This is a genomic window from Bradyrhizobium sp. (assembly GCF_030646015.1).
Lineage (GTDB): Bacteria > Pseudomonadota > Alphaproteobacteria > Rhizobiales > Xanthobacteraceae > Bradyrhizobium.
On the sequence record NZ_JAUSLT010000152.1, the window covers coordinates 1 to 26717 of the forward strand.

The window sequence follows — 26717 nt, forward strand, 5'->3', positions numbered from 1 at the left end:
ATCATCGCGCAGCATTGCGAGGATCTGAAGGACGGCCGCGCCTTCGCCGAAGTCGCAAAACGCGTTTCGAAGAAGAAGCCGATCGTGGTGCTGAAGGCCGGCCGCACTTCGGCCGGCGCCAAGGCCGCGAGCTCGCACACCGGCGCGCTCGCCGGCAACGACAAGATCTACGAGGACGTGTTCAACCAGTCCGGCGTGATCCGCGCGCGTTCATTGAGGGACATGCTGGAATTCGCCCGCGGCATTCCGGTGCTGCCGACGCCGAAGGGCGAGAACGTCGTCATCATCACGGGTGCCGGCGGCTCCGGCGTGCTGCTGTCGGACGCCTGCATCGACAACAAATTGTCGCTGATGACGATCCCGCCGGATCTCGACGCCGCGTTCCGCAAGTTCATCCCGCCGTTCGGCGCCGCCGGCAACCCGATCGACAGCACCGGCGGCGAGCCGCCGATCACCTATGTCAACACGGTGAAGCTGGGCCTCGAAGATCCGCGCATACACGCGCTGATCCTCGGCTACTGGCACACCATCGTGACGCCGCCGATGGTGTTCGCGCGCAACATGGTCGAGGTGAAGAACGAGATGAAGGCCAAGGGCATCGAGAAGCCGATCGTGGCCTCGCTGGCCGGCGACATCGAAGTCGAGGAAGCCGCCGACTATCTCTACCAGAACGGCATCGTCGCCTACGCCTACTCGACCGAAATCCCGGTCGCGGTGCTCGGCGCCAAGTACAAATGGGCGCGCGGTGCGGGCCTGCTCTGAGAGCTGAATGACAAACGCCGCTTCGGAAATCCGGAGCGGCGTTTTTCGTAAGCGGCATACACTACTGCCTCATGGTGAGGAGCGCGTTCGGCAGCGCCCTTGCGCTGTCGGGCGCGCGTCTCGAACCATCGGGCATCCTGCCTGCTGCCATCCTTCGAGACGCCGCACGAAGCGCGCGCGGCTCCTCCAGCGACAACGGCGAAGCCGTTGCGCGGGGATGAGGTCGGTATTCATTCTCGGATCTCTGGATGGGGTCTGAGACAAATTCAATGCCTCTCAGCATGAATGCAGGTCGCGATGAAGAGAGACGCGATTCCGCGCAAGGCCATCGAGCCCAGATCCAGCGCGGCCGAGCCCCGCGACGGCGGCGTTCAATCGGTCGACCGTGCTCTCCACATCATCGAAACCCTCGCCGAAGACGATGAGGGATATCGCCTGAGCGATCTGGCCGTCCGCACCGGCCTCTCCACCTCGACCGTGCACCGGCTGCTGGCGACGCTGGAAAAGCGCCGTTTCGTGCAATTCGACCGCACCGAATCGAAATGGCATGTCGGCGCGCAGAGTTTTTCCGTCGGCGCCACCTTCACCCGCCGCCGCAATTTCACGGCGCAGGCGATGCCTTACTTGCGCAAGCTGCGCGACCTGACCCGCGAGACCGCTACCCGACGGGCAAATCACTTCCGATTTACAGAAGTCGCGTCAAGCCTCCCGCGCAAAAATATTTCTGTTTTCCAGAAATAAAAATTGGGTTACATGTTTCGCCATCCCGTCCCACCCAGAGGGGCGTTGCGCAACGTCATCAGCGCGGGGCGGGGATGCGGTGGACGCGGAGGGCGCTCCTGACGAGGGCGCCTGAAGCGGACGACGAAGTCGTGTTGTCCTGACACCTCGGTGCTGGTGTCAAGCCTGCAGGTGACGGTGGCAAGAAAGCCGATCGCCGGGGAGACCACGTATAAGCGTAAACCATCGCGCGGGGAGTGCCGGGTGATTCCGGTGTGACCTGACTAACGCGTGTGCGCTTCTACCCAATAACATTGCACACGTGGCAGCGGGCGCATCGGGCGCCCGGCATTCCCCGCGCCCTCTGATTGGAGAGGGCGGGAAGTTGATGGCAAACCTCGGGTGCATCCAGCCGCGAGATCGCGAAATTGCGTTTGTTTTTTGAAAACGGAATCTCTCATCCGTCGTCCCTGCGAACGCAGGGACCCATAACCCCGGTCGTCTGGTGCTATGGCGCAGTGGCGCAACAAGCCCGTTAACACCACCGACAATATCGACGGCACGGCGTATGGGTCCCTGCGTTCGCAGGGACGACGGCGAGCGGTGGTCTCTATGTCACGATCGCGCTTTCGCAGCGAAACCCGACGACGGCATCCAGTCCGTTCTGGACAGCATCGGTGTTTCCGGTTGATATCCGACAAAATGACACGATGCGAAAAATCGTCAATACCAGCCGCTCCGCATCAGCCTGGAGGAACTCCCATGACCCCGTTTCATACGCGCCTGCTCGGCGCCGCTGTCGCGCTGACGCTCGTGACCGCCGCTCCGGCGCTCGCGCAGCAGCTCGAACTCAAGGTGATGGCGCCGGCGGCGCCCGGCGGCGGGTGGGACCAGACGGCGCGGGCGATGCAGCAGGCGCTTGTCGCCGCCGGTGTCGCGCGCAGCGTCCAGGTTACCAACGTGGCGGGCGCCGGTGGCAGCGTCGGCATCGCGCAGTTCGTCAACGGCGCCAAGGGCGACGGCAACCAGCTGATGGTGAACGGTTTTGTGATGGTCGGCGCGCTGGCCATGAACAAGTCGCCGGTGACGCTCGAACAGGTGACGCCGATTGCGCGCCTCACCGAGGAGATCCAGGTCATCGTGGTTCCCGCGAATTCGCCGCTCAAGACGGCGCAGGATCTGGCCGCAGCCGTCAAGGCCGATATCGCCAAGGTCACCTTTGCCGGCGGCTCGGCCGGCGGTGTCGACCATGTGATGGCGGCGCTGTTTGCCGGCACGATCGGCGCCGACGCGAAGAAGATAAACTACATTCCGTTTTCCGGCGGCGGCGAGTCGCTGGCGGCCATTCTCGGCGGCAAGGTCACCGCGGGCATCTCGGGCCTCAGCGAATATGACGGCCAGATCAAGTCCGGCAAACTGCGCGCGCTCGGCGTGACCTCGGAAAAGCGGATTCCCGGCGTCGATATTCCGACCTTCAAGGAGCAGGGCATTGACCTCGTGCTGGCCAACTGGCGCTCGGTGATGGCGCCTCCCGGCATCACGGCGGAGCAGAAGAAGACGCTCAGCGATGCCGTGGAGAAGATGGTCAAGTCCGATGCCTGGAAGGGCATCCTCAAGCAGAAGGGCTGGGACGACGCCTATCTCGGCGGAGATGCGTTCGCGGATTTCCTGAAGAAGGAAACCGTGCGTGTCACCGACGTGCTGAAATCGGTCGGCCTCGTCAAATCATGAGCGACCTGCCGCAGGATCCGGCGTCACGGCGCGTCGATCCCGCGGGCGTTGTCATTGCGCTGGCGCTCGCAGGCCTCGCCGCAGTGCTGGTATGGGACGCGAGCCAGCTGCAGTCCAACAATCCCTATGGCATGGGGCCGCACGCGATGCCCATCGTTATCGCCGTCGGGCTCGGCATTCTCGCGATCGGCAATCTGGTCGAGGCGCTGCGCGGCAATCTGCCTGAGCGCGAGAGCGCCGATCCCAAGGCGGTGTGGCTGATCCTCGGAGGGTTGGCGATGCTGATCGCCATTATCGGCCTCGGCGGCGGCTTCATCCTGGCGACCACGGCTTTGTTCGTCACCACGGCGACGGCCTTCGGGCGGCGCGCGATTCTCGCCGATCTCGTCATCGGCCTGGTGTTGACCACCCTGATCTATGTCGCCTTCAGTCGGCTGCTGACGTTGAGCCTTCCCGCCGGTCCACTGGAAAGGCTGTTTTGATGGACGCCTTCGTCGCACTCGCCAACGGCATGGCTGTCGCGATCCAGCCCATGAACCTGCTCTATGCGCTGATCGGCGTGCTGCTCGGCACTGCGGTGGGCGTGCTGCCCGGCATCGGGCCCGCGCTCACCGTCGCGCTGCTGCTGCCGGTGACCTACAAGCTCGATCCCGGCGGCTCGCTGATCATGTTCGCCGGGATCTATTACGGCGGCATGTATGGCGGATCGACCACCGCCATCCTGATCAACACGCCGGGCGAGAGCGCCTCGATGGCGACCGCGCTCGAGGGCAACAAAATGGCAAAAGCCGGCCGCGGCGGTCCTGCGCTCGCCACCGCGGCAATCGGCTCGTTCGTCGCCGGCACCATCGCCACCATTGGTCTGGCCTTTCTGGCGCCGTGGCTGGTCGACTTCGCTGTCAATTTCGGGCCGGAAGATTATTTTGCGTTGATGTGCGTGGCTTTCGTCACGGTCTCGGCCACTTTCGGAAATTCGCCGGTCCGCGGACTGACCAGCCTGTTCATCGGCCTGACGCTCGGGCTTGTTGGCATCGACAAGCTGACCGGCCAGGCCCGGCTCGCCTTCGGCATCCCCGAACTGCTCGATGGCGTCGAGGTGACGACGCTGGCGGTCGGCTTGTTCGCGGTGGGGGAGGCGCTCTACGTGGTATCGCGCCGTCATCACTCCGAGGAAAAGCTGGAGCCGGTGCGCGGCTCGCTGTGGATGACAAGAGAAGACTGGAAGCGATCGTGGAAGCCGTGGCTGCGCGGCACCATGTTCGGGTTTCCGATCGGCGCATTGCCGGCCGGAGGCGCGGAGATTCCGACCTTTCTGTCCTATTCCACCGAGAAGCGCCTCACAAAGCATCCGGAGGAATTCGGCAAGGGCGCCATCGAAGGCGTCGCGGGACCCGAAGCCGCCAACAATGCTTCCGCCGCCGGCACGCTGGTGCCGTTGCTGACATTGGGGCTTCCGACCTCGGCGACCGCCGCGATGATGCTGGCGGGTTTTCAGCAATACGGACTCAATCCGGGGCCGCTGTTGTTCGCCGAGCGGCCCGAACTGGTGTGGGGCCTGATCGCCAGCCTGTTCATCGCCAACGTCATGCTGCTGGTGCTCAATCTGCCGCTGGTCGGCCTGTGGGTGAAGCTGCTGGCGATCCCGCAGCCATGGCTCTACGCCGGCATTCTCGTGTTCGCGACGACAGGCACCATCGCGGCAAAACCGTCGGTGGTGGAGCTGTCGATGCTGGCGGGTTTTGGCGTGATGGGCTTCCTGATGCGCCGGTTTGATTTTCCGATCGCGCCGGTCGTGATCGGTCTGATCCTCGGCCCGATCGCCGAAAGCCAGCTGCGCCGCGCGATGTCGATCAGCCTCGGCGATCCCATGGCGCTGCTGCAAAGCCCTGTCTCGGCGACGCTGCTCGCCATCGCGCTGATCGCGCTGGTGGCGCCGTTCGTGATGCAGGGCCTCGGACGGTTCAAGGCGAACGAGGATTAGGCAGGGCGATTCCAACACTCCGGCCCTCATCCTGAGGAGCCCGGCCTAAGCGTAGCGAAGGCGGGCGTCTCGAAGGATGGCAGCGGCCAGTGTGCCAGATGGTTCGAGACGCGCGCCGGACAGCGCAAGGGCGCTGCCGGACGCGCTCCTCACCATGAGGGAGCAGGGTATCGCCCGCGCGGTGAAGTCGTCCTCATCCTCAGCATGAGGCTCGGACAGGATGCCGACATTGCTCAACCTACAATCCAACAAATCCGCGCAGCTTTGCCACCGTTTCGGCGGCGTCCTTGGCTTCCTCCGTGGTCAGGACGGTGATCTCGCCGGTACGCCGGTGCACGACGCTGTGATGGATGGTCGCGCCGGAGGCGCCGTCCTTTTCCGATTTCACCGCGATGTCGTCGATATCAGCGAGCGCGAACTCGACGGGCTTCTTGTTCCACAGCAGCAATTTTTTCTGCAGCGTCGCCTTGCCGCAATCCTTGTCGAGCGTCAGTGTCGTCGAGCCCGCTTTGAGTACGAGCTTGCCCGGAATTTCCTCAATCTGTTTCATGACAGGTCCCCTCGCTTCCTCGAAGTGAACTCGACCGATCCCGGCTCTCCTGTTGCACGCTGCCAATGCGTTCGTTGCAGCGGCGCTACTCTGCAGCGATTTCGTGCGGCGCCCTCTGGCCCGATCGGACATCCTCGTTGTCTTGTCGGGGAAGCCCGGCGAACCGGCGCAAGGCCTCGGCCATCTGCACCCGCGCGCTGACACCAGTGATGACGACGTCGACCATGGTTAGCGACGAGTGGAAGTGGCCGCGCGCCTTGAGTTGCTCGACCGGCACCCCGACGGCAGCGAGGGCTTCGCCGTAGGCGACACCCTCGTCGCGCAGCGGATCGAACTCGCAGGTTGCCACCAACGCCGGCGGCAGGCCTTCGAGTTTGCCGCGCAGCGGCGAGACGCGCGGATTGGTGCGGTCGGCCGGCGAACAATACAGGTCCCAGAACCAGAACATCAGCGAGCGTGTCAGGAAATAGCCCGTCGCATTGTCGGCGTAGGAGGGACGGTCGAACGCGCAGTCGGTGACCGGGCACACCAGCAATTGCCCCGAGATTTGCGGGCCACCGCGGTCGCGCGCCAGCTGGCAGGTAACGGCGGCGAGGTTGGCGCCGGCGCTCCAGCCCGCGACCATCACCGCATCAGGCGTGCCGCCGAGTTCATCGGCATGTTCCGCGATCCACCGCGTCGCGGCGTAGGCGTCCTCTGCCGCGGCGGGGAAGCGATGTTCCGGCGCATGCCGGTAGCCGACGCTGACGAAGATCATGCCACTGCGCCGGCACAGGTCGCGACAGAACGGCTCGTCGGATTGCTGGTCGCCCAGCACCCAGCCACCGCCGTGGAAATAGACCACGATCGGATGCGGCCCCGGCGTCGCCGGCCGATAGAGCCGGTAGGGCAGTGGACCGTCAGCGCCGGGGAGGGTGCCATCGACGACATCGCCGACCGGCCGGCCCGCCGGACGGGCCTTGTTGAACTCATTGACGAAGTCGCGCGCGCCCTGGGCTCCGAGCGACTCGATGGGCGGCAACTGCATCTGCGCCAGCATGCCCAGCACCAGCCGCACGTCCGGCTGCAGCCGAACGACCTCGCCGTCATTGCATTGCCCGGCAACGCCGGGGCCGGTCAGCCTGAAGCCGAGCATGCCGCGGCTGACGATCTCGTTGCAGATGCTGCGATAGGGGCCGACGCCGCCGGTATACGGCATCACGCCCTGCGCCTTGCCGGGAACGTTGGCGCCGGTGTACCAGGTGTTGGCCAGCCGGTGCAGCGTCAGCGATGCACAGTCGGCCATATGTTGCGCCCAGCCGGCCTGCGCGGTGTCCGTCGCTTCGACGGTGGTGAAGCCGGCCTCCCGCATCGCCATCAGGCGCTCGACCACCCAGTCGACATGCTGCTCGATCGACACCGCCATGTTCGACAGCACCGACGGGCTGCCCGGGCCGGTGATCATGAACAAATTGGGGAAGCCGGCCACGGTGAGGCCGAGATAGGTCTGCGGGCCGTGGGCCCAGACGTCGGACAGCGACTTGCCGCCGCGGCCGGTGATGGGATGAACCGCCATGATCGCGCCGGTCATGGCGTCGAAGCCGGTGGCGAACACGATCACATCGACGTCGAAGCTGCGCTTGTCCGTCTTGATACCGGAGGCGGTGATCGAGGTGATCGGCTCCTGCCGCAGATACACCAGCGTGACGTTGGGGCGGTTGAAGGTGGCGTAGTAGTTGGTATCGAGGCAGGGACGCTTGGCCCCGAACGGATGGTCGTAAGGGCTCAGCGCCGCCGCCGTGTCGGGATCCGTGACGGTGGCGCGGATTTTCTCGCGGATCAGCTCCGCAAGCAGCGCGTTGCCCTCGAGGTCGACGGCCTGGTCGGCCCACAACTGGGTCAACATGTAGACGAGGTCGCCGGCGGCCCACGCCTGCTCGAACCGCTCGCGGCGCTCGGCATCGCTCAATTGCCAGCTCACCGCCATTTGCTGCGGCCACGGCACACCCGCCAGCGACCAGCGGGCCTGCTCGCGGTAGCCGGCGCGATCGGCTTGCAGCAAGCTGACGCGATCGGCCGGCGCCGGACCATTGTGCGCGGGCAGGGCGAAGTTCGGCGTGCGCTGGAACACCGTCAGATGCGCCGCCTGTTCGGCGATGACAGGGATCGACTGGATCCCGGACGATCCCGTACCGATCACCGCGACGCGCTTGCCGGCGAGCTTGACCTCGTGATGCGGCCAGCGGCCGGTGAAGTAGACCTCGCCCTTGAAATCCTTGACGCCATCGATCTCCGGCGGTTTTGGCGCGGAGAGACAGCCGGTCGCCATGATGTAGAAGCGGCAGGATACCGTCGCGCCGCTGCTGGTCGCGAGCTGCCAGCGTTCGGCGGCCTCGTCCCATGTCGCCGCCGTGATTTTGGTGCCAAAGCGGATGTCGCGCCTGAGATCATAGCGGTCGGCGACGAAGCCGAGGTAGCGCAGGATTTCGGGTTGGGTGGCGTATTTCTCCGACCATTGCCACGCGCCCTCCAACTCCGGATCGAAAGTGTAGCTGTAGTCGATGGTCTGGATGTCGCAGCGCGCGCCGGGATACCGGTTCCAGTACCAGGTGCCGCCGACGTCGTCGGCCTCCTCCAGCACCACCGTGGTGAAGCCGGCCTTGCGCAGCCGGTGCAGCAGGTACAGCCCGGCAAATCCGGCACCGACCACCGCGACATCGACTTGTTGTGTCGTGCCGCCGCTCGTCGCTCCCAAAGAAGATGCTGCGGCCACTGCGTCTGGCATGCCACCCTCCCGTGCTCATATTTTGCCGCAGGCTACATCCGTGCACCCGGTCTGTCATCAGGACAATTGCAATCTTCGGTAGCTGCGCGTTCAGGATCGCGGCCGCAGCATGGGCGTCATCACCGGAGAGGAGCCGCTCTGGATCCTGCCAATGATCTGGAAGCCGTGCCGCTCATACAGCGAAATGTTGCGGGGGTTCGAGCTTTCCAGGTAGGCCGCGACACCCTGTTCGTCGCAGCGTCGAAGCGCGTGTTGCATCAGCAGCGCGCCGAGTCCTCGCCCGATCCATTTCGGATCGGCGGCGATCAGGGGGAGATACCAATGCGGCTCGCGCGGATGATGTTCGGCCATGCCTTTCAGGACGGCGCCAATATCTTCAGCGATCTCCGGGCGTAGCGCTCCCTGCATGACCGCGCCCATTTCCGCGTCATCGGGCTCGACGCCCGGCGGCAGCCACAGGGCGGCGGCACGCGCCCCGTCGGTGATGTCGGCCGAGCCATGCTCGAATGCCCGGCCGCCAAAGGCTTTGACGAACCGCGGCATCATTCCGAGGTATTCGGACGAGTCGGGCCAAACCCAGCGCGTCATCGGGTCGGCGGCGAAGCCGAGCACGATGGTATTGATCGCGCTTGCCTGGAGGCTCGCGTCCGCTGTTCTCACTTCCGGCACCGCCGACATCGTCTCGTCTCCCCGGCCTGAGCGCCGCGTGACGGTTGAATCCGCCGTTCATCAAGATTAAATTTGACGACTATCGTTCTGCAACCTCCCCCCGCGGGAAACCTTCGGCTAACTTGCCGGTTGGAAGGCCCGGGAAAACTGGAAGGGTTTTGGACATGAAGAAAGCAGTATTGGCGTTAGTGACCGCTGCCGTCGTCGGATTCACCGCCCTGGCGGCTCCGTCACCGGCTGAAGCGCATTGGCGGGGGCGGGGTTTTGGTCCTGGATTGGCGGGCGGACTGATCGCGGGGGCGCTGATCAGCGGCATCGCGTCCAGCGCTTACGCCTATGGCCCGGGCTACGGTTACTATGGCGGCTATGCGCCCGCATATTACGGTGGCTATGCGCCGGCGTATTATGGCGGTTACGCCCCGGTCTACGGCTATGCCCCGGCCTATTATGGCGGCTACACCTCAACCTACTACGCCCCGGCCTATTATCCCCGGGTCCGGCGCGTGATCCGTCCGCACTATGCCTATTACGGCGGACCAAGGTACTACGGAGCGCGCTACTATGGCGGCGGACCCCGGTACTATCGCGCGTATCGTCGTTGGTGATCGCCAGGCGCAGCGGGGTTACTCAAGATCATCGACCAATCGAGCGGCCGACCAGCAATCGATCCTCGCGGGGATTTTTCCCCGCGGGGACTTTTCGTGTCAGGACGGTTCTGCGAAGCGCGATCGGCCCATGATCCAGCCGATACCGGCCGCAAGCGCGAGGCCGGCGCAGGCCGCCAAGGCATCGACGACGAAATCCGACCATCTCGCGTGCCGTCCCGGCGCCCAGAACTGCAGGATCTCGATCAGCCCGATCACGGCGACCGCCATCGTTGCCGTCAGCAACCGGCGCTGCGGATAGGCGAGGCCGAAGGCGAGCCCGATCAGCACGAAGGCCAGCGCATGCTCGCCGTCCTGTCCAAAATCGGAATGCGGCCGCAGCCCCGGCGGTCCCAGCGTGGCGAACGCCACGGCGGCGGCGAGCAGCCAGGCCAGGAGTTTGAGGAGTGTGGTCATCGCCTCCGGATAACACGTTTGCCGGCCGGATATGCCGCAGATGCGAAGTGGCGATGCACTTTGGTTAATGCCTAATCCTATAGCGCTTCCCGCACGCCGAGGCCGAGCATGAAGCGTTCCCGGATCTGCACCGGATCGCGGCGGGTGGCGCCGACGCCAGGCTTGTCGTCGATGCGCACCCCGATCAGCGTCGGTCCGGTAGCCGACAGCGATTGATCGACCAGACGCTCGAAATCTTCCTCGTCGGCCGCCCAGACACTGTTGGAAAGACCGGAGGCTGCAGCGATGGCGACGATATCCGCTACCGCGGCAGCAGGGGTCGGTTGCGCACCGGTGATCTGGTAAACGCCGTTGTCCATCACGATCATGGTGAGGTTTTTAGGCTTGAGCGTCGCGATGGTCGCAAGGCAGCCCATCTGCATCAGCAACGAACCGTCGCCCTCGAGCCCGAAGACGCGGCGCTGCGGCTGGGCAAGTGCTACGCCGAGCGCGATCGGGAAGCCGAGGCCCATGCTGCCGAGCATATAAAAATTCTGCGGACGATGGCCGGCGGCCCAAAGATCGAAGTTGGTATTGCCGATGCCGCCGATCACGGCTTCCCCGTGCTTCAGCTTCGCGACCAGCCGCGAGGTGATGTCGAACCGGTTCATCACCTTGGTGTTGCGGGCAGGGCTGTTGGTGGCCGTGTTCATGGCTTCACTCACTTGTCGAAGACTTTGCCGCCGGTCAGGAGCGGCGAAAGGATCAGCGCCACCGGCGCCTGCGTGGTGATGGCCTGCTTGATCGACCGATCGAGGATGAACTCGAACTCGTCGAGCCGGGTGCAGGTGTGGTGTTCCATCGCCAGCGAATCCAGCACCGGCCGCATGGTGCTGCAGACCAGCGCCTGCCCGTAATTGAATTCGCCGAGCGTGCCCCGCTCCGTGACGAACATGATCAGCGGAATCTGGTAGGGGACCGCCAGCGAGGCCAGCACATTGGCCAGCGTGGCGAAGCCGGATGTCTGCATCAGCACGGCGCCACGCATGCCGGCCATCCAGGCGCCGGCGACGATGCCGACCGCCTCTTCCTCGCGCGCGGTGGGGAATGTGGTGAAGAACGGATCGGCGTGGATGTTCCTGATCAGCGTCGTCAGGATGCGGTCGGGAACGTAGGGCACCAGCCTGATGTCGTTGCGCTTGAGCGCCTGCAGCGCCATCTCGTGCCAGCTCTTCTCCTGAGAAGGTTGGAGTGCTGTCTGTGCCTCGGCAGCCGTCATCGTACTATCCTTGTTTCGCGACGATTCTCGTTCGCGGCCGTCTGTCGTTGCACCGAAACGCGACGCGATCTGCCTGAAATCGCTTCGTCCTTGTGACGCGGAAACTTGACGCGATCTCAGGGATTGTCAACATGCCCGGATCGCGCGCCTTTGGCGATGCCTCGGTTATGCTGGCGTGTGATAAGAGAAATAGAAATAAAGAATATCGGGGAGGTGTCATGCGCAGTTGGATAAAATTGGCTGCCACGGCAATCGCGACGTTTGTCGCGGTTGCCAGCGCATCCGCACAGTCGCCGTTTCCCTCCAAGCCCGTGCGCATCTTCGTGCCGTATGCCGCGGGTGGCGGCGTGGATATCCTCGCGCGCACATTGGGCGAGGTGGTTTCGAAGCAATGGGGCCAGTCTGTCGTCATTGAAAACCGGCCGGGCGCCGGAGGGGTGGTGGCGTCGCAGGCGCTCATCGCATCGCCGCCGGATGGCTACACTCTGATCGTCGTCGCCAGCGGCCACGCCACCAACCCGCTGCTGTACCCGAAAATTCCCTACGACACGTTCAAGGACTTCACGCCGATTTCGCTGCTGGGCTCGTCGCCCAACATCCTGCTGGTGCGCGCGGACTCTCCGTTCAAGACGCTCGGCGATATGGTCGCGCAGGCGCGCGCGAATCCGGGAAGCCTGTCCTTCGCCCATGCCGGCACCGGGACATCAACGCATCTGGCCGGCGAACTGCTGAAGAGCCTGGCCAAAATCGATCTCAATGCCGTTCCCTACAAGGGTGGCGCGCCCGCCATCAACGATCTCCTGGGCGGACAGATTGCGATGTCGTTCAACAACGGCCCGGAATCGCTGCCGCAACTCGAGGCCGGCACCCTGCGCGCGCTCGCGGTCACCACTGCGGCACGGGCGTCGTTACTGCCCAACGTGCCCGGCATGGGTGAGGCCGTGCCGGGCTACGATACCGAAGTCTGGTGGGGTCTGCTCGGGCCGGCCGGCATGCCCGCCGATCTCGTGGCAAAACTCTCGCTGGATTTCGTCGCGGCCTTGAACACCGAACCGGTGAAGGCGCGGCTGGCCAAGCTCGGCGCCTCGCCGATCGGCAGCTCGCCCAAAGAGTTGGAGGCCAAGATTCGGGCCGACTACGAGAAGTGGGGTCCGATCATCAAGGCCTCGGGCATGAAGGCGGAATGACGATGACGATCCCAGCCTGCCTGCCACCGCGTGACGTCAGCAAGCCCAAGGTGCCGCCGCCGCCCGGCGCCAGTGATACCCACGCCCATGTGTTCGGGCCGGCGGCGCAATTTCCCTACGCCGAGGATCGCAGCTACACGCCGCCGGATGCGCCGCTGGAAAAATATCTCGGCATGCTCGACACCATCGGATTCGCGCGCGGCGTGCTGGTGCAGGGCAGCGCGCACGGCCGCGACAATTCCGCGATGCTCGATGCGCTGGCGCGCCGACCCGATCGTCTGCGCGGCGTCGCGGTCGCCGACGCCGATGTTTCGCGGGATGATCTGCGCGAATGGAATCGGCTCGGGGTGCGGGGCTTGCGCTTCAATCATTTCTTTCGCGACGGGCAATTGCATTATCGCGGCGGCGTGCCGCTCCCGGTCGCCGAGACGCTCGCGCCCGTGATGGCCGAACTCGGCTGGCACCTTCAGCTCTGGATCGACGTCAAGGATCTGCCGGAAACCATTCCGGTGCTGAAGGCGATGGGATTGCCGGTCGTGATCGATCACATGGGCCGCACCGATGCGCGCGCCGGCACGCAGACCGACGGCTTCCAGAGCCTGCTGCGCGCGGTCGGCGAGGGCTGGTGCTGGGCCAAGCTGTCGGGCGCCCATCGCATCAGCCACAACGCGCCCGATTATCCCGACGCCCGGCCGTTTCATGAAGCGCTGGTGCGGGCCAATCCGGAACGCCTGGTGTGGGGCGGCGACTGGCCGCATCCCCGCGTCGAAGGCGAGATGCCCGATGCCGGGCATCTGTTCGAATTGTTTCAACGGTGGACGCCGGATCGGGCAGTGCAGCACCGCATCCTCGTCACCAATCCCGCTACACTCTATGGTTTCCCGAACTGAAGGCTTGATCCGCAATGTCCGTGAATAACAAGCGCGTGTTCTACGTTAAATACCTGGCGCATCCGATCTATGCCGAAATGCTGGCGGCGCGGCCGGATGTGCGGCTCGACCGGTTGGAGAACGAAACCGCCGAGGACGTGTTCGCACCGATCCTGGCCGCCGCGCACGCCTATCAGATCGGTGCGGCGCGCGACGAACTTGCACCGCATTTCCACGCCCATGCCGATCTGCTCAAGCGCGCGCCGAACCTCCTGATCGTCTCCAGCAACGGCGCGGGCTTCGATCCCGTCGACGTCGAGGCCTGCACGGCAGCGGGCGTGGTGGTAGTCAATCAGTCCGGCGGCAACGCCCACTCCGTCGCCGAGCACGCGCTCGGCATGCTGCTCACTCTTTCAAAGCGCATCATCGAGGCCGACCGCGCGCTGCGGCGCGACCCCAATGTGAACCGCAACTCCCTGATCGGCACCGAGGCGCAGGGCAAGACCATCGGCATCGTCGGGCTCGGCAATGTCGGCCGCCGCATCGCCGAACTCTGCAAGGGCCTGCTCGGCATGCGGGTGCTGGCCTACGACCCCTACCTTTCGGCAACCGAGATGGCGGCGCGCGGCGGCGAAAAGGTCGAACTCGACGACCTCCTGCGCGCCTCCGACTATGTCTCGATCAATTGTCCGCTCGCCAAGGACACGCGCGGCATGATCGGCGCGCGCCAATTCGCGCTGATGCAGCCGCATGCCTATTACATCACCACGGCGAGGGGCTTTATCCACGATGAAGCGGCGCTGTATGAAGCTCTGCGCGACAAGCGCATCGCGGGCGCGGGCCTCGACGTCTGGGACAAGGAACCGCCGCCGCCGGACCATCCGCTGCTGCAATTCGACAACGTGCTGGCGAGCCCGCATACCGCGGGGGTGACCAAGGAGGCGCGGGCCAATTTGGGCAAGATCGCCGCCGAGCAGATGCTCGGCGCGCTCGACGGCAAGCGGCCGCCGCGCCTGATCAATCCCGAAGTGTGGCCCGCTTACGCCAAGCGCTTTGAACGGGCGTTCGGGTTTGTGCCGGGCTGACGGACCCGGATCGGTTTTTCGCGGGAGAAGAATTCCATCGTTGCCGCCCCGATCGCGGCGATAAATCCATCGTGAACCAGCGCTCGGGCGATGGTGGCGTTGCTATTTTCGCCGCGCCCTCGACACACTGCCCGGGCGCGGCCATTTTCCTTCCAAGCGCTGTTCGCGGAACGCTGGTTCCGGATGGCGCGGAAGGAATTGGCGATATGCGACAGGTAAACTCATTCTTGCGCTCGGCATCGTCCCGGATCGGACGCCGGCTCAAGCTGATCGTCGCCATTGCGGCCGCCAGCCTGCCGTCGGCCGGCGCCTAGACCTTCCGGGCGGCCGATGCCGCCTTATTGATACCGGTCAAACCATCTCCCTGTGATAGAGCTATATGGACTTGTCTTGGCGCTGCGCGCGAGGGGAAGGTTCCATGTCGCGATTTGTCGTTCGATTTATGAAGGACGTGCTCGGCGAAAACGGCCGGCACGCCGAAATCTGCCAGAGCATCGTGGAGGTTGACGCCGCGAGCGAGGGGCACGCCGCCGAGCTGGCCAAGCGAAAATTCTGCGAAAACCACTCGCTTTGCGACTGGTCGCTGCATGCGGATCGGATTCAGGTCAAGCAGACCGATTTTCCGTCCTGAAGCTATTCGCTCGCGACGCTTTGCGCTTGGCGCTTTTCGGCCGCTACCCGCAGGTTGGTGATGGTGGTGCGCGTCGAAATCTGCTCCGGATCGGTGCATAGTTCGAGCAGCGCCGCCCGGCCCGCCGTGATGGCGCGCTCCAGCGCCGGCGCAAAATCCGCAGTGCGGGTGATGCGCTCGGCATGCGCGCCCATCGCCTGCGCCATCGCCACGAAATCGGGATTGACGAGGTCGGTTCCGACGACGCGGGAGGGGTGCTCGCGCTCCTGATGCATGCGGATGGTGCCATACATATTGTTGTTGAACAGCAGGATGATGGGCTTGCCGCCGTGCTGCACGGCGGTCGAGATCTCCTGTCCGCTCATCATGAAACCGCCATCGCCGACGCAGCCGATCACCACGCGATCCGGGTGGACCAGCGAGGCCGCAACCGCCGCCGGCACCGAATAACCCATCGCGCCGTTGGTGGGCCCGATCTGGCGGCCCGGACGGGCGTAGGTCAGGAAGCGCTGCGGCCAGCCGGTGTGATTGCCGGCGTCGAGCGTGACGATGGCGTTGTCGCCGAGGCGCTTGCCGAGTTGCAGCATCGCCGCGGCGACGTCGAGATCCTGACTGCAGTCAGGCGGCGCGACGGCGTTGAGATAATCGGTGCGGGCGGCATTGCGCCAGCCGCTCCAGCGGTCCGCGGCGAACCAGCCGGCATCGGCGAGGCCTGCCACGAAATTATCGGCGGATGACTGCACAGCGATATCGGGCGTGAACACCTTGCCGAGTTCGTTGGCATCGGCGTGAACATGAATCAGTTTCGGCCGCGCCCTCGGCGACGACAGAATGCTGTAGCCCTGGGTGGTCATTTCCCCTAGGCGCGCACCGATCACTAGCAGCAGGTCAGCGTCCTTGAAGCGCTGCACCAGCGCGGGCGGCCCCGAGGTGCCGAGGTCGCCGGCGAAGCAGGACGAGCGGTTGTCCATGATATCCTGGCGGCGGAACGAGGTCGCGACCGGAATGCCGTTGGCCTCGGCAAATCCCTTCAATTGAGTGCTGGCGCGATCGCTCCAGCCGGGACCCCCGACCAGGATCATCGGTTTCTTCGCACCCTCGAGCAGTTCACGAATCCCAGGGAAGACCTGCGCGGCGGGGGCGGGTTGCGTCGCATGATAGCGGACCGCGTCGCCCGACTGCGTCACCTCGGTCAGCATGTCCTCCGGCAAAGCCAGCACCACCGGGCCCGGGCGGCCCGAGGTCGCAATGTGGAAGGCGCGCGCGATGTATTCGGGGATCCGCGCCGTGACGTCGATCTGCGCCGCCCATTTAGCGACCGGGCCGAACATCTGGCGGTAATCGATTTCCTGAAACGCCTCGCGGTCCATCATGTCGCGGCCGACCTGGCCGATCAGCATGATCATCGGCGTTGAATCCTGGAAGGCGGTGTGGACGCCGACCGCCGCATGGCACGCGCCGGGGCCGCGCGTCACCATACAGATGCCGGGCTTGCCGGTCAGCTTGCCGTAGGCCTCGGCCATGTTGGCGGCACCGGCCTCGTGGCGGGCGTTGACGAGCTTGAAGCGGTCGCGCACGTCGAACAGCGCATCCAGCACTTCCAGATAGCTCTCGCCCGGTACGCAGAAGGCCATGTCGGCGCCATGGATCAGCAGCTGGTCGACCAGGATCTTGCCGCCGGTGCGCGCGTTGGAAAAGGGCAGGGTCATCGGATGGTTCTCCAGGAGAGCGATGTTTGAGCCATCGCCGTTTGTTATCGCTATATCCATCGTTTGAGGTCTTCAGGTCAATCGGAACGAACCGTTGCCGCCGCAGCTTCCGCCTTCGGAACCAGATATCGCTGCCGCTGGTCGAAGCCGGCAGTCTCAGGCTATTGGCCGTCGCCGCGAGCCGGCGGCTGCCGACACTTCCCGATATGCCGACCATCGCCGAAACGCTGCCGGGCTTCGAAGCGGTGGCCTGGTACGCGATCATGGCTCCGCCGAACACGCCGAAAAACATCACGGCCAGGATCAATGCCGATGTGAACGAGGCGCTGCGTCAGCCCGAATTGCAGGAACGCCTTCGAAAGCTGTCGGCGGAGACGTACGGCGGCTCCATCGAAAGGACCGCGAAGTACCTGCAGGAAGAGGTGGAACGCTGGGGCAATGTGATCAAGGCGGCGGACGTCAAGCTGCAGTAAGGAGCGTCATTTCCGGCCGGCGCCGGCCTTTGGCTTGTTCGCCTTTGTCACGTAGCGCATCAGTTCCGTTTTGACGTGGTGGATGTGAGCGCGCAGCAGGTCAACCGCCTGGTCGAACTGGCCTTTGCGGCAATAATCCACGATCAGGGCGTGCTCGGCCTCGGCACGGCGGAGGCCCTTGGTCATGACGAGTTGCAGGCGTGTATAGCGATCCGATGAATTGAGCAGGCGAGCCACCATGGCCTGCGTCTGTGGTCGGTCGGCGCGGGCATAGAGCGTGGCATGAAATGCCGTATTGAGTTCGCCCCAGCGCCGCACGTTCCGCGTCCGCAACTCTCCGGAATATTCCTTCAGGATGCTCGCCAATTCCGCGAAATCTTCTTCGGTCAGGCGCGGCGCCGATGTCTTCAGAAGCATCGGTTCGAGCAATTCGCGCAATTCGAAGGTCTCTTCAATTTCAGTTGGCGACAGTCCGGCGACAACCGCGCCCTTGTGAGGCTCGCTGCGAACGAGACCCTCTGCCTCGAGCTGAACCAGCGCCTCGCGAATGGGCGTTCGGCTGATGCCGAGTTCGGCTGCCAGAATGTCCTGCCGGATCGGCTGACCGTCCCTGAGTTCGCCGTCGAATATCTTCTTTCGAATCTCGTCGGCCGCCGTCGTCGAGGTGGTGCGGCGGGACAGCGGCTGCTTGCGGGAAGGGCTCAAGATTCGGTCCAACATTTGTCTGGCGCCGGGGTTCCCGGCCTGTCTGCATCAGGTTGTACGGTTTGTCGAGGCGTCGTTCTTCGCCAATTCGAAGATTGGATATTGTATCCAATCTTCCACCATGATAGCAACGGCCGAACGATGGGAGCGTTGAGCATGGCGAAAGCGGCGAATTGGGAAGGCATATTTCCGGCGGTCACGACCAAATTCAGGGAGGATGGCAGCATCGACCACGCCGAAATGGCCCGTTGCTATCAGCTCAACATCGACGCCGGGATCGATGGCCTGATCGTGTGCGGCTCGCTCGGCGAAGCCTCGACGCTGACCCAGGACGAGAAGCTCGACATCCTGGCCGTGGCGCGGTCGGTGGCCGGCAATCGGCCGGTGCTGCTGACCATCTCGGACGGCGCGACCCGGGACGCGCAAAGGCTGGCGGAGCGCGGCGCCGCGGCGGGCGCGGCCGGTTTCATGGTGCTGCCGGGACTGCCGTACAAATCCGATCCCCGCGAGACCATCGCCCACTATACCGCGGTCGCCCGCGCGGGCGGACTGCCGGTCATGATCTACAACAACCCGGTGGCCTATGGCGTTGATATCACGCCTTCGATCCTCGCCGAGATGGCCGCCGAGCCGCTGTTCGTGGCGGTGAAGGAATCCTCCGACGATATTCGCCGGGTCACCGACATCATCAACCTGCTCGGGGACCGGTACAGGATCTTTGCCGGAGTGGATAATCTCGCCCTCGAAAGCTTCGCGATGGGAGCGAATGGCTGGGTTGCTGGAGTCGGGCTGGCCTTCCCCAGGGAAAACGTGGCTATCTGGCGGCTGTACAAGGCTGGCCGCTTCGAGGAAGCTCGGGCGATCTATCGATGGATGAAGCCGATGCTGGATATCGATGTCTCGGCCAGGCTGGTGCAGAACATCAAGCTCGCGGAAATGATTGCCATCGGTTCCAATGACCGGTGCCGCGCCCCCCGCCTGCCGCTGATTGGCGAGGAGCGCGCCCGCATCACCGCGATCGTGGAGGAGGGAATTCGACGCCGTCCGACGTTGCCGGCGCTGGTGAGTGAAGCTGCGTAGGCGCCGAAGATGGGCAGCCCCGGATAATTCCGCGGGCAGCCCAAGGATTAAGGCTTCGCCGGTTCGAGCGGGGCTTCAACGATAACAAGACGTCATAGCTGTTGGGAGAGTGCATAATGAAGCGAACGGTCAAGACACTTAATTTACTGGCAGGGGTTTCGCTGCTGCTGGGCGTCCTCGGCGCCCCGGCGACGGCGCAGGACAAGCCGAAGGAACTGAAGATCGGCATCACCACGTTCCTGTCGGGTCCGGCGGCCGTGTTCGGCGAGCCCGGCAAGGCCGCTGCCGAGATGATCGCGGCCGATATCAACAAGAAGGGCGGGATCGGCGGGGTGCCGGTGGCGCTTTCCTTCGTCGATGAAGGTGCGGGCGGTGAAGCGCTGGTTTCGAACTATCGGCGCCTGGTGCAGGACGAAAAGGTCGATGCGACCTTCGCCTCGATCTCGTCGGGGTCATGCAACCAGCTGGTGCCGCTCGCCGAAGACCTCAAGATGCTGAACTTCATGTGGGACTGCGGCGCCGCCTCGATCCTGGAGGCCAAGAAATATCGCTACAGCTTCCGCAGCCAGGCCAACGCCACGCCGGAGATGCTGGCCGTCCTGATTTACCTGCTGAAGACCAAGCCCAATTTCAAGACCATTGCCGTGGTCAACCAGGACTATGCATGGGGCCGCGAGAGCTGGGAGATTTTCTCGACCGCGCTCAAGCAGATGAAGCCGGACGTGCAGGTCGTCGCCGAATTGTTTCCGAAATTCGGCGCCCCCGATTATTCGACCGAGGTTTCGCGCCTGATGGCGCTGCGCCCGGATGTGGTGTTCACGACGTCATGGGGCGGCGACCTCGACACCCTGGTGCGGCAGGCCGGTCAGCGCGGATTGCTGCAGCAATCCACCTTCGTGCTCGGGATCGGTGAATCCTCGATTCAGCGGCTCGGCAAGGATCTGCCGGAGGGGCTGATCGTCGGCGCCCGCGGCGATCACTGGTTCATGCATCCGGAGAAGAAGAACGACGCCGCGTTCAAGGCCTTTAATGAAGCGTTCAAGGCCAAGACCGGCAGCATGCCGATCTATCCCGTCTACCACATGGCGCAGGCCTTTGCGGCGCTGCAGGGGGCCTATGACAAGGCCATCAAGGCCAACGGCGGAAAATGGCCGACGCGTGAACAGGTGGTCGATGCCGCTCCCAACCTGGAGTTCGTCGGTTTTGGCCGTCCGGTCACGCTCCGCGCCGAGGACAATCAGGGCCTCGAGGCGCAGCTTGTCGGCGTCACCAAGAGGGCCGACGGCTTCAACCATATGGTGCTCGACAACATGATGATCTTCGACGCCGCCAAGATCACCGCTCCGGCGGGCCAGAAATCGGTCGAGTGGCTGAAGACCCTGAAGCCCGATTTTGCCAAGATGGACGTTCCCGTCTTCCAGCACGGCAAGTAAGCAGGATGCATTGTGCGGGGACAGGCACGGCTCGCCTGTCCCCGATCTCACCTCGAAACTCCGTGTCCTGATGAATTCCACGCTCTTCGTTCTCGCCAGCCTCGATGGCCTGTCCTATGCGGCGCTCGTCTTCCTGGTGTCGGTCGGTCTCAGCCTGATCTTCGGCGTGCTGCGCATCGTCAATGTCGCGCATGGCAGCCTGTATGCGTTCGGCGCCTATCTCGCGGCGACGCTCAGCCTGCTGGTGACGCCGATCTCGCCATGGCTCACTTATCCGGCGCTGCTGGTGGCCTCGCTGGTGATCGGTATCGTGGCGGGAGGATTGATCGAACGCCTGCTGCTGAGCCGGGTCTACGGCCGCGAGGAGGTGCTGCAGCTCCTGATCACCTTCGCCGTCTTCATGATCATGGATAATCTGCAGCGAATGATCTGGGGCGTACAGCCGATCTATGCGGCCGAGCCGCTGAAACTGTTGCCGAATGTCTCGATCTTCGGCGTCAGCTACACGTCCTATCAGGTGATCGTGCTGCCTGTTGTCGCGGTGCTGGCGCTGTTCGGCCTTCGCTATTTCCTGCGCAGGACCTTGATGGGTTCGGTCATTCTGGCGGTTACCGAGGACCGTGAGGCCGCCACCGCCATCGGTATCAACGCGCAAAGAGTCTATCTGATCACCTTCATCATCGGCGCGACCCTGGCAGCCCTCGGCGGCGCGCTGGCGTCGCCGACGACCTCGCTGGTGCCGGGCATGGGCACCGAAATGATCGTGCTGTCGTTCGCGGTCGCGGCCACCGCCGGCCTCGGCCAGATCGAGGGCACCGCGATCACGGCGCTGGCCATCGGTATGGCGCGCGCCTTCGTGATTTACCTGCAGCCGGAATTCGAGGTGCTGGTTCCCTACCTGATCATGGTGGCGGTGCTGCTGGTGCGTCCCGAAGGCCTGTTCGGCGCCACCAAGCTCAGGAAGATCTAATGGCCGGCCGATCATCCGCTCTCACCTGGACACTGGCCGCAGTGCTATTTGCCGCCGGCGTCATTCCCATTCTGATTCCGAGCATGGCCACGCTGGTGGTGCTGATTCTGGCCAAGGGCATCGTGGTGCTCGGCATCATCATCCTGCTGCAGGCGGGCCAGGTATCGTTCGGACACGCCATGTTCTTCGCCGCCGGCGCCTATACCGCGGGCTTCTGGGGCAAGTATCTGGGCGTCGGCGATCTCGTCGCCTATCTCGTGGTCGGCACCGTGATCGCGACCGTCCTCGGTCTGCTGGTCGGATTGTTCGTGGTCCGCTACCGCGAGATCTTCTTCGGCATGCTGAACCTGGCCTTCTCGATGGTGCTCTGGTCGCTGCTGGAGAAGTTGTTTCATCTCACCAACGGGGCGGACGGCATGCGCGTGCCGCGCCCGACCGTATTCGGCATGGTGTTTTCGCCCGAGAGCTTCCAGTACGTCCTGCTCTATCTGACACTGGCGATCGCCATCGTGGCCACAATCGCCGTTCAACGTTTCCTGGAGAGCCCGACCGGCAACATGCTGCGTGCGATCAAGTCCAACGAGACCCGGCTGGAATATCTCGGCGTCTCCGCCCGCCGCATCCTGCTGATCGGCTACGTCATCTCGGCGGCGCTGGGCGGCATCGGCGGCGTGCTGGTTGCCGTCGCCCAGCAGATTGCAACGCCGGAATTCGCCTATTGGACCAAGTCGGGCGAGTTCGTCTTCATTGCCATTCTCGGCGGCGTCGGCAACGCGATGGGGGCCTTCGCCGGATCGGCGGTGTTCGAACTCGTTCGCTTCTATGCGTCGGCCCAACTCGCCAATTCCTGGCAGTTGATCCTCGGCGTCGTGCTGATTGCCATCATTCTGTTCGCGCCGAATGGCCTGATCGGTCTGTGGAAGCGTCAACGCGCCGCGAGGGATGAATCATGACGGCGACGGTGCTGCTCGAGGCCAGGGGACTGGCGATCCGCTTTGGCGGCGTGATCGCCGCCGATGGCGTCGATCTCGACGTGCTCGAAGGTGAGAAGCTCGCGATCATCGGGCCGAACGGCGCCGGCAAGACCACGTTCCTCAACATCGCCACCGGATATTTGAAGCCGCAGGCCGGCACGGTGCGGTTTCTGGGTAAGGAAATCACCGCGCACCGGCCGCGCGACATCACCCGCTTCGGCATCGCGCGCGCCTTCCAGATCCCGCAATTGTTTCTCGATCATACCGTGATCGAAAATCTGCTGATCGCGGCGGCCGGCCACAGCGGACGCACCACCCTGATGCGGTCGCTGCACGATCTGCCCGAGCGCGCCGAGATGGAAAATCTGCTCGATCTCGTCAGCATCCGCGACGTCGCCGACCGCAGGGCCGGCGAGCTGCCCGAGGGCAAGCGGAAACTGGTCGATATCGCGGTGGCGCTGGCGCTGAAGCCGCGGCTGCTATTGATGGACGAGCCGACCTCGGGTGTAGCCTCCTCGGAAAAATTCGCGATCATGGACATCCTGGTAGCGGCGCTGGACAAACAGCGCGTGACCTCGGTGTTCGTCGAACACGACATGGACATGGTCACCCGCTATGCCGACCGCGTCGCGGTGTGGAGCGCCGGCAAGATCCAGATGAGCGGGCCGCCGGCTGAGGTGCTGGCCGATCCCGTTGTCCGCGAGCAAGTGATCGGGATCTGAAACATGCTCAGCTTCAACAGGGTCAACGTATGGATCGCCGGCGTGCACGTGCTGCGCAACGTGACATTCGACCTGCGCGCCGGCGCGACGGTGGCGCTGATCGGCCGCAACGGCGCCGGTAAGACCACCATCGCCCGCACCACGATGGGATTCACCGACACCTCGGGCGAGGTCAGGCTGGCCGGCGCCGATCTCGGCAAGGTTGCGCCGCACCAAAGGCCGGGACTCGGGATCGGTTATGCGCCGGAAGACCGGCGATTGTTCTCGGCCTTCACCGTCGAGGAAAATATCCTGCTGCCGGCCCGCGTCGCCAGGCTCGATGGCGCCGAGACAAAACGCCGGCTCGATCGCGCCTACACCGTGTTGCCGGAACTTGCCACGCTGAAGGCGCGCCCGGCCGGATCGTTGTCGGGCGGGCAGGGCAAGATGGCCGCGCTCGGCCGCGCGCTGATGCTCGGCACCAAGCTCGTGATTCTCGACGAACCGTTCCAGGGCCTCGCGCCGGTGCTGGCGCAGCGCTACGCCGAAGCGCTGCGACGGCTGCGCGCGCAGGATTCGGACATCACCTTGCTGATTACGGAGTCAAATCCGAAACTGCTGGAAACCTTTGCCGACACCACCATCACGATCGAGCGTGGCGAAATCGAAGTGGCCAGCCGGGCTGCGTGATCACGGCCACGCCGCATAAAACGGCCCGCGCTTGGCCTGCTCGGCCCTGGCCCTGCGCCGGTAGGCGCCGGGCGGCATGCCCTGATGCTTCTGAAAGAACCGGCTGAAGTAACCTGAATCGCGAAAGCCGAGGCCGTAGCCGATCTGCTCGACCGGCAGATCGAGTTGCTGCAGGCGGGTGCAGGCTTCGTGAATCAGCCGTTCATGGACGATGGCGCGCGGGCTGCGCGCTTTCTCGCGCTTGCAGTGCGCATGCAGCCTGTCCTCGGTGACACCAAGCGCCGCCGCATAGCGCGAGATCGGCCAGCTATCGCGGTAATGCAGTTCGACCAGCTGCAGAAAATTTCCCACCAGCCGCGGTCCGTCGCCGCGCAGCGTATCGTCGCTGCCGGATTCGTCCGAGACCGCTGAGCGCCACAAATGGAGGCAAAGCTGCAGCACATGCGATGCAATCATCGTCATGCTGCCGCGTTGCGGCACGCGCAGCTCCCGCACCAGCATGGCGCAGGAATTGGTGACCGCGCCGAGCGCGCCATCGAGCTGCGCGCCGCTCAACATCACCAGGCGATCGGTGGTGCGCCGCAGGTGCAGCGCCTCGGCACTGCCGGCCACGGTTCGAGTCAGCAAGTCCTCGGAAACGGCGACGAAGTAGCCTCGCGCTCCGGCCTCGACCTGTAGGTCACCCTCGACCTCGCCAGGTAACCAGAGCACGGCGGGGGCCTCGAATTTCACGACGGTGCCGCGCAGGGCGGCGGAGCCGCGGCGGGTCTCGGTCACCAGCAGATGCGCGCGCCGGATGTGGTCCTGCTGAATGACCCAGTGACGGGGGGCGAGCCCGCCGGCAAAGGCTTCCGCATGCAACGCCGAACCCGCCTGCTCGACGTAGCCGGCCGGACCGAAAGTGGGCATCGCGCCATGGACCTGAGACAATCCGTCGCTCACATCAGGAGGAATTCGACGAATTAGTACAATCTTTGCCCTGATACGTCCAATTCCTTGTCAGAACCACCAGACTAGTCTCCTCGCGTCGAACGCCGATAAGGCGACGGACGAAAATGCTCTGGGAGGAGAACATGGTTTCATCAGTCACACGCCTGGCAGCGGGACTAGCCGCGATCGCCGGGGTTGCCAGTTTTTCGGCAGTCGAGCCGGCTCTGGCGCAGAGTTCGGTCAAGATCGGCTACGCGCTGTCGCGCACCGGGCCAAACGCCGGCGGCGCCGCGGTGACGACGCTGCCCAACTATGAAATGTGGGTGAAGGAAGTAAATGCCGCGGGTGGTCTCAAGCTCGGCGACAAGCGGGTGCCGATCGAGGTCGTGCAGTACGACGATCGCTCCAGCGCGGAAGAAGCAGCCAAGGCGCTCGACCGGCTGATCACCCAGGACAAGGTCGATTTCATCCTGCCGCCCTGGGGCACCGGCCTCAATCTCGCGGTCGGTCCGATCCTGAACAAGGCCGGCTATCCGCATCTGGCCTCCACCGCGGTCTCGGATCGCGCGCCTGAACTCGCAAAACGCTGGCCCAACAGTTTCTGGCTGCTCGGCACCGGCGCCGGCGCGGCCAATACGCTGGTCGAACTCCTGGTCAAGCTGCGCGGCGAGGGCAAGATCGGCGACACCGTTGCCATGGTCAGCGTCGCCGACGGTTTCGGCATCGACCTTTCGGCCGCGGCGCGGCCCGCGCTCGCCAAAGCCAATTTCAAGCTGGCCTATGACAAGACCTATCCGGTCGGTACCCAGGATCTCAGCCCGCTGGTCAACGAGGCCAAGGCGCTCAACCCCGACGTATTCATCGCCTTCAGCTATCCGCCGGATACGCTCGGGCTCACCGAACAGGCGAGGATCGCCGGTTTCAATCCCAAGATCTTCTACACCGGCGTCGGCACCGCGTTCCCGCTCTACAAGGGCAAGTTCGGCGCCAACACCGAAGGCGTGATGGGGATCGGCGGATGGAACGGCGACAGCCCCGCGATCAAGGATTATCTGGCGCGCCACAAGGCGTCGTCCGCGAACGGCGCCGAGCCGGATCGCTGGGCGAGTTCCGTGACCTATGCCAGCCTGCAGATGTTGCAGCAGGCGATCGAACGCGTCGGCAAGATCGACCGCGCCGCGGTCATCAAGGACCTGCAGACCGGGACCTTCGACACCATCATCGGCAAGATCAAACTGGAGAACAACCTGCCGACCAAATACTGGTGGGTCGGACAATGGCAGGGCGGCGAGTTCTACGGCGTCGGCCCGGCCACCAATGAAGGCGCGCGGACCCCGATCGTTCCCAAGCCGGCATGGAAGGCGCAGTGATCTCCAGCTCACTGCGGCAAACTTAAGGGAATGACCAACGCCATCTTCACCGGGCTCATGCTCGGGGGCATGTATGCACTGATCGCCATGGGGCTGACCCTGCAATATGGCGTGGCGCGCATCATGAACCTGTCCTACGGCGAGTTTCTCGTCGCAGCGTCCTTTGCTTCCTACTGGTTGTTCACCGGTTGGGCATTGAACCCGCTGTTGGGGCTGGCGATCGTCGTTCCCATCGGCTTCGGCGTGAGCATGATCCTGTATCGCGTACTGCTCACGCCGCTGGTGCGCCGCGCGCCGACGCGCGACGCACTCGAGGTGGACAGCCTGCTGGCCACCTTCGGCATGATGTTCATCGTCCAGGGCATCATGCTGACGATGTTCGGCGGCGCCTATTTCAGCTATTCGTTCCTCTCC

The 26717-nt window shown here is 64.4% G+C and carries 25 protein-coding genes and 3 pseudogenes; 19 read left to right on the forward strand and 9 right to left on the reverse strand.

The window, feature by feature from the left end; genetic code table 11:
• From Q7T45_RS23090 to Q7T45_RS23110, 5 genes and pseudogenes are all read left to right on the forward strand, one after another.
• Positions 1 to 762: pseudogene (locus Q7T45_RS23090) on the forward strand (CoA-binding protein); the annotation flags it as partial.
• 297 nt (positions 763 to 1059) lie between these two features.
• Positions 1060 to 1485, forward strand: a pseudogene (locus Q7T45_RS23095) (helix-turn-helix domain-containing protein); the annotation flags it as partial.
• Between the two features lie 759 nt (positions 1486 to 2244).
• Complete coding sequence (locus Q7T45_RS23100; protein WP_304873870.1) at positions 2245 to 3213, forward strand: tripartite tricarboxylate transporter substrate binding protein; 969 nt, start codon at positions 2245 to 2247, stop codon at positions 3211 to 3213.
• On the forward strand, positions 3210 to 3695 hold the full coding sequence (locus tag Q7T45_RS23105; RefSeq protein ID WP_304873872.1) for a tripartite tricarboxylate transporter TctB family protein: 486 nt from the start codon (positions 3210 to 3212) through the stop codon (positions 3693 to 3695). Before Q7T45_RS23100 ends, Q7T45_RS23105 begins: the two co-directional genes overlap by 4 nt.
• Positions 3695 to 5194 carry a tripartite tricarboxylate transporter permease gene (locus Q7T45_RS23110; RefSeq protein ID WP_304873874.1) on the forward strand — a complete coding sequence of 500 codons (1500 nt, stop codon included), beginning with the start codon at positions 3695 to 3697 and terminating at the stop codon, positions 5192 to 5194. The genes Q7T45_RS23105 and Q7T45_RS23110 overlap by 1 nt, the downstream gene beginning before the upstream one ends.
• A gap of 238 nt (positions 5195 to 5432) precedes the next feature.
• On the opposite strand, the gene Q7T45_RS23115 is transcribed toward Q7T45_RS23110, so the two are convergent.
• From Q7T45_RS23115 to Q7T45_RS23125, 3 genes are all read right to left on the reverse strand, one after another.
• Complete coding sequence (locus Q7T45_RS23115) at positions 5433 to 5744, reverse strand: hypothetical protein (RefSeq protein ID WP_304873875.1); 312 nt, start codon at positions 5742 to 5744, stop codon at positions 5433 to 5435.
• 85 nt (positions 5745 to 5829) lie between these two features.
• Entirely contained in the window at positions 5830 to 8508 is a 2679-nt protein-coding gene (locus Q7T45_RS23120) for an alpha/beta hydrolase fold domain-containing protein (protein ID WP_304873877.1), read from the reverse strand.
• A 90-nt stretch (positions 8509 to 8598) separates the two neighbouring features.
• Positions 8599 to 9186, reverse strand: coding sequence for an N-acetyltransferase (locus Q7T45_RS23125; protein ID WP_304873879.1), 588 nt, complete (start codon positions 9184 to 9186; stop codon positions 8599 to 8601).
• 179 nt (positions 9187 to 9365) lie between these two features.
• On the opposite strand from Q7T45_RS23125, the gene Q7T45_RS23130 reads away from it, so the two are divergent.
• A complete protein-coding gene (locus Q7T45_RS23130) occupies positions 9366 to 9782 on the forward strand; it encodes a hypothetical protein (protein WP_370691345.1) in 417 nt (138 codons plus the stop codon).
• Positions 9783 to 9881: 99 nt separating this feature from the next.
• On the opposite strand, the gene Q7T45_RS23135 is transcribed toward Q7T45_RS23130, so the two are convergent.
• The 3 genes from Q7T45_RS23135 to Q7T45_RS23145 form a co-directional block, all read right to left on the reverse strand.
• Positions 9882 to 10238, reverse strand: coding sequence for a VanZ family protein (locus Q7T45_RS23135; RefSeq protein ID WP_304873881.1), 357 nt, complete (start codon positions 10236 to 10238; stop codon positions 9882 to 9884).
• Between the two features lie 77 nt (positions 10239 to 10315).
• On the reverse strand, positions 10316 to 10930 hold the full coding sequence (locus Q7T45_RS23140) for a thiamine pyrophosphate-dependent enzyme (RefSeq protein ID WP_304873882.1): 615 nt from the start codon (positions 10928 to 10930) through the stop codon (positions 10316 to 10318).
• An 8-nt stretch (positions 10931 to 10938) separates the two neighbouring features.
• Positions 10939 to 11496, reverse strand: a complete 558-nt coding sequence (locus tag Q7T45_RS23145) for a thiamine pyrophosphate-binding protein (RefSeq protein WP_304873884.1) — start codon at positions 11494 to 11496, stop codon at positions 10939 to 10941.
• Between the two features lie 131 nt (positions 11497 to 11627).
• Between Q7T45_RS23145 and Q7T45_RS23150 the strand changes: the two genes are divergently transcribed.
• The 4 genes from Q7T45_RS23150 (at position 11628) to Q7T45_RS23165 (ending at position 15268) form a co-directional block, all read left to right on the forward strand.
• On the forward strand, positions 11628 to 12683 hold the full coding sequence (locus tag Q7T45_RS23150; RefSeq protein WP_304873885.1) for a tripartite tricarboxylate transporter substrate binding protein: 1056 nt from the start codon (positions 11628 to 11630) through the stop codon (positions 12681 to 12683).
• Positions 12680 to 13573 (forward strand): amidohydrolase, encoded by an 894-nt coding sequence (locus tag Q7T45_RS23155; protein ID WP_304873888.1) that lies wholly within the window; start codon positions 12680 to 12682, stop codon positions 13571 to 13573. The genes Q7T45_RS23150 and Q7T45_RS23155 overlap by 4 nt, the downstream gene beginning before the upstream one ends.
• Before the next feature lie 14 nt (positions 13574 to 13587).
• Complete coding sequence (locus tag Q7T45_RS23160) at positions 13588 to 14637, forward strand: hydroxyacid dehydrogenase (protein ID WP_304873890.1); 1050 nt, start codon at positions 13588 to 13590, stop codon at positions 14635 to 14637.
• 418 nt (positions 14638 to 15055) lie between these two features.
• Complete coding sequence (locus Q7T45_RS23165) at positions 15056 to 15268, forward strand: hypothetical protein (RefSeq protein WP_304873892.1); 213 nt, start codon at positions 15056 to 15058, stop codon at positions 15266 to 15268.
• Positions 15269 to 15270: 2 nt separating this feature from the next.
• Here Q7T45_RS23165 and Q7T45_RS23170 read toward each other — a convergent pair whose 3' ends face one another.
• Positions 15271 to 16977 (reverse strand): thiamine pyrophosphate-binding protein, encoded by a 1707-nt coding sequence (locus Q7T45_RS23170; protein WP_304873894.1) that lies wholly within the window; start codon positions 16975 to 16977, stop codon positions 15271 to 15273.
• A gap of 41 nt (positions 16978 to 17018) precedes the next feature.
• Between Q7T45_RS23170 and Q7T45_RS23175 the strand changes: the two genes are divergently transcribed.
• Positions 17019 to 17450: a tripartite tricarboxylate transporter substrate binding protein gene (locus tag Q7T45_RS23175; protein WP_304873905.1), complete on the forward strand. Its 432-nt coding sequence runs from the start codon at positions 17019 to 17021 to the stop codon at positions 17448 to 17450.
• A 6-nt stretch (positions 17451 to 17456) separates the two neighbouring features.
• On the opposite strand, the gene Q7T45_RS23180 is transcribed toward Q7T45_RS23175, so the two are convergent.
• Positions 17457 to 18155 carry a GntR family transcriptional regulator gene (locus Q7T45_RS23180; RefSeq protein ID WP_304873895.1) on the reverse strand — a complete coding sequence of 233 codons (699 nt, stop codon included), beginning with the start codon at positions 18153 to 18155 and terminating at the stop codon, positions 17457 to 17459.
• Positions 18156 to 18311: 156 nt separating this feature from the next.
• On the opposite strand from Q7T45_RS23180, the gene Q7T45_RS23185 reads away from it, so the two are divergent.
• The 6 genes from Q7T45_RS23185 to Q7T45_RS23210 all read left to right on the forward strand — a co-directional run bounded on the left by Q7T45_RS23185 (position 18312) and on the right by Q7T45_RS23210 (position 24003).
• On the forward strand, positions 18312 to 19235 hold the full coding sequence (locus Q7T45_RS23185) for a dihydrodipicolinate synthase family protein (protein WP_304873896.1): 924 nt from the start codon (positions 18312 to 18314) through the stop codon (positions 19233 to 19235).
• Positions 19236 to 19351: 116 nt separating this feature from the next.
• Positions 19352 to 20668 (forward strand): ABC transporter substrate-binding protein, encoded by a 1317-nt coding sequence (locus tag Q7T45_RS23190; protein WP_304873897.1) that lies wholly within the window; start codon positions 19352 to 19354, stop codon positions 20666 to 20668.
• 70 nt (positions 20669 to 20738) lie between these two features.
• Positions 20739 to 21638 (forward strand): branched-chain amino acid ABC transporter permease, encoded by a 900-nt coding sequence (locus Q7T45_RS23195; RefSeq protein WP_304873898.1) that lies wholly within the window; start codon positions 20739 to 20741, stop codon positions 21636 to 21638.
• Positions 21638 to 22591, forward strand: coding sequence for a branched-chain amino acid ABC transporter permease (locus Q7T45_RS23200; RefSeq protein ID WP_304873900.1), 954 nt, complete (start codon positions 21638 to 21640; stop codon positions 22589 to 22591). Before Q7T45_RS23195 ends, Q7T45_RS23200 begins: the two co-directional genes overlap by 1 nt.
• Positions 22588 to 23334 (forward strand): ABC transporter ATP-binding protein, encoded by a 747-nt coding sequence (locus Q7T45_RS23205; protein ID WP_304873901.1) that lies wholly within the window; start codon positions 22588 to 22590, stop codon positions 23332 to 23334. The genes Q7T45_RS23200 and Q7T45_RS23205 overlap by 4 nt, the downstream gene beginning before the upstream one ends.
• Before the next feature lie 3 nt (positions 23335 to 23337).
• Positions 23338 to 24003, forward strand: a complete 666-nt coding sequence (locus Q7T45_RS23210; RefSeq protein ID WP_304873902.1) for an ABC transporter ATP-binding protein — start codon at positions 23338 to 23340, stop codon at positions 24001 to 24003.
• Here the strand turns inward: Q7T45_RS23210 and Q7T45_RS23215 are convergent, their stop codons facing one another.
• Positions 24004 to 24933, reverse strand: a complete 930-nt coding sequence (locus Q7T45_RS23215; RefSeq protein ID WP_304873903.1) for a helix-turn-helix domain-containing protein — start codon at positions 24931 to 24933, stop codon at positions 24004 to 24006. It abuts the gene before it with no gap.
• 143 nt (positions 24934 to 25076) lie between these two features.
• Here Q7T45_RS23215 and Q7T45_RS23220 point away from each other — a divergent pair, with 143 nt between their 5' ends.
• Both Q7T45_RS23220 and Q7T45_RS23225 read left to right on the forward strand, forming a co-directional pair.
• Complete coding sequence (locus Q7T45_RS23220; protein WP_304873904.1) at positions 25077 to 26303, forward strand: amino acid ABC transporter substrate-binding protein; 1227 nt, start codon at positions 25077 to 25079, stop codon at positions 26301 to 26303.
• A gap of 30 nt (positions 26304 to 26333) precedes the next feature.
• Positions 26334 to 26717: pseudogene (locus Q7T45_RS23225) on the forward strand (branched-chain amino acid ABC transporter permease); the annotation flags it as partial.

Coding starts and splice junctions, on each gene's coding strand:
- Q7T45_RS23150 (WP_304873885.1), top strand. CDS start 11,628: ATGCCCGGATCGCGCGCCTTTGGCGATGCCTCGGTTATGCTGGCGTGT.
- Q7T45_RS23115 (WP_304873875.1), bottom strand. CDS start 5,744: ATGAAACAGATTGAGGAAATTCCGGGCAAGCTCGTACTCAAAGCGGGC.
- Q7T45_RS23145 (WP_304873884.1), bottom strand. CDS start 11,496: ATGACGGCTGCCGAGGCACAGACAGCACTCCAACCTTCTCAGGAGAAG.
- Q7T45_RS23125 (WP_304873879.1), bottom strand. CDS start 9,186: ATGTCGGCGGTGCCGGAAGTGAGAACAGCGGACGCGAGCCTCCAGGCA.
- Q7T45_RS23165 (WP_304873892.1), top strand. CDS start 15,056: ATGTCGCGATTTGTCGTTCGATTTATGAAGGACGTGCTCGGCGAAAAC.
- Q7T45_RS23155 (WP_304873888.1), top strand. CDS start 12,680: ATGACGATGACGATCCCAGCCTGCCTGCCACCGCGTGACGTCAGCAAG.
- Q7T45_RS23190 (WP_304873897.1), top strand. CDS start 19,352: ATGAAGCGAACGGTCAAGACACTTAATTTACTGGCAGGGGTTTCGCTG.
- Q7T45_RS23100 (WP_304873870.1), top strand. CDS start 2,245: ATGACCCCGTTTCATACGCGCCTGCTCGGCGCCGCTGTCGCGCTGACG.
- Q7T45_RS23105 (WP_304873872.1), top strand. CDS start 3,210: ATGAGCGACCTGCCGCAGGATCCGGCGTCACGGCGCGTCGATCCCGCG.
- Q7T45_RS23140 (WP_304873882.1), bottom strand. CDS start 10,930: ATGAACACGGCCACCAACAGCCCTGCCCGCAACACCAAGGTGATGAAC.
- Q7T45_RS23220 (WP_304873904.1), top strand. CDS start 25,077: ATGGTTTCATCAGTCACACGCCTGGCAGCGGGACTAGCCGCGATCGCC.
- Q7T45_RS23170 (WP_304873894.1), bottom strand. CDS start 16,977: ATGACCCTGCCCTTTTCCAACGCGCGCACCGGCGGCAAGATCCTGGTC.
- Q7T45_RS23110 (WP_304873874.1), top strand. CDS start 3,695: ATGGACGCCTTCGTCGCACTCGCCAACGGCATGGCTGTCGCGATCCAG.
- Q7T45_RS23195 (WP_304873898.1), top strand. CDS start 20,739: ATGAATTCCACGCTCTTCGTTCTCGCCAGCCTCGATGGCCTGTCCTAT.
- Q7T45_RS23160 (WP_304873890.1), top strand. CDS start 13,588: ATGTCCGTGAATAACAAGCGCGTGTTCTACGTTAAATACCTGGCGCAT.
- Q7T45_RS23205 (WP_304873901.1), top strand. CDS start 22,588: ATGACGGCGACGGTGCTGCTCGAGGCCAGGGGACTGGCGATCCGCTTT.
- Q7T45_RS23185 (WP_304873896.1), top strand. CDS start 18,312: ATGGCGAAAGCGGCGAATTGGGAAGGCATATTTCCGGCGGTCACGACC.
- Q7T45_RS23200 (WP_304873900.1), top strand. CDS start 21,638: ATGGCCGGCCGATCATCCGCTCTCACCTGGACACTGGCCGCAGTGCTA.
- Q7T45_RS23120 (WP_304873877.1), bottom strand. CDS start 8,508: ATGCCAGACGCAGTGGCCGCAGCATCTTCTTTGGGAGCGACGAGCGGC.
- Q7T45_RS23210 (WP_304873902.1), top strand. CDS start 23,338: ATGCTCAGCTTCAACAGGGTCAACGTATGGATCGCCGGCGTGCACGTG.
- Q7T45_RS23135 (WP_304873881.1), bottom strand. CDS start 10,238: ATGACCACACTCCTCAAACTCCTGGCCTGGCTGCTCGCCGCCGCCGTG.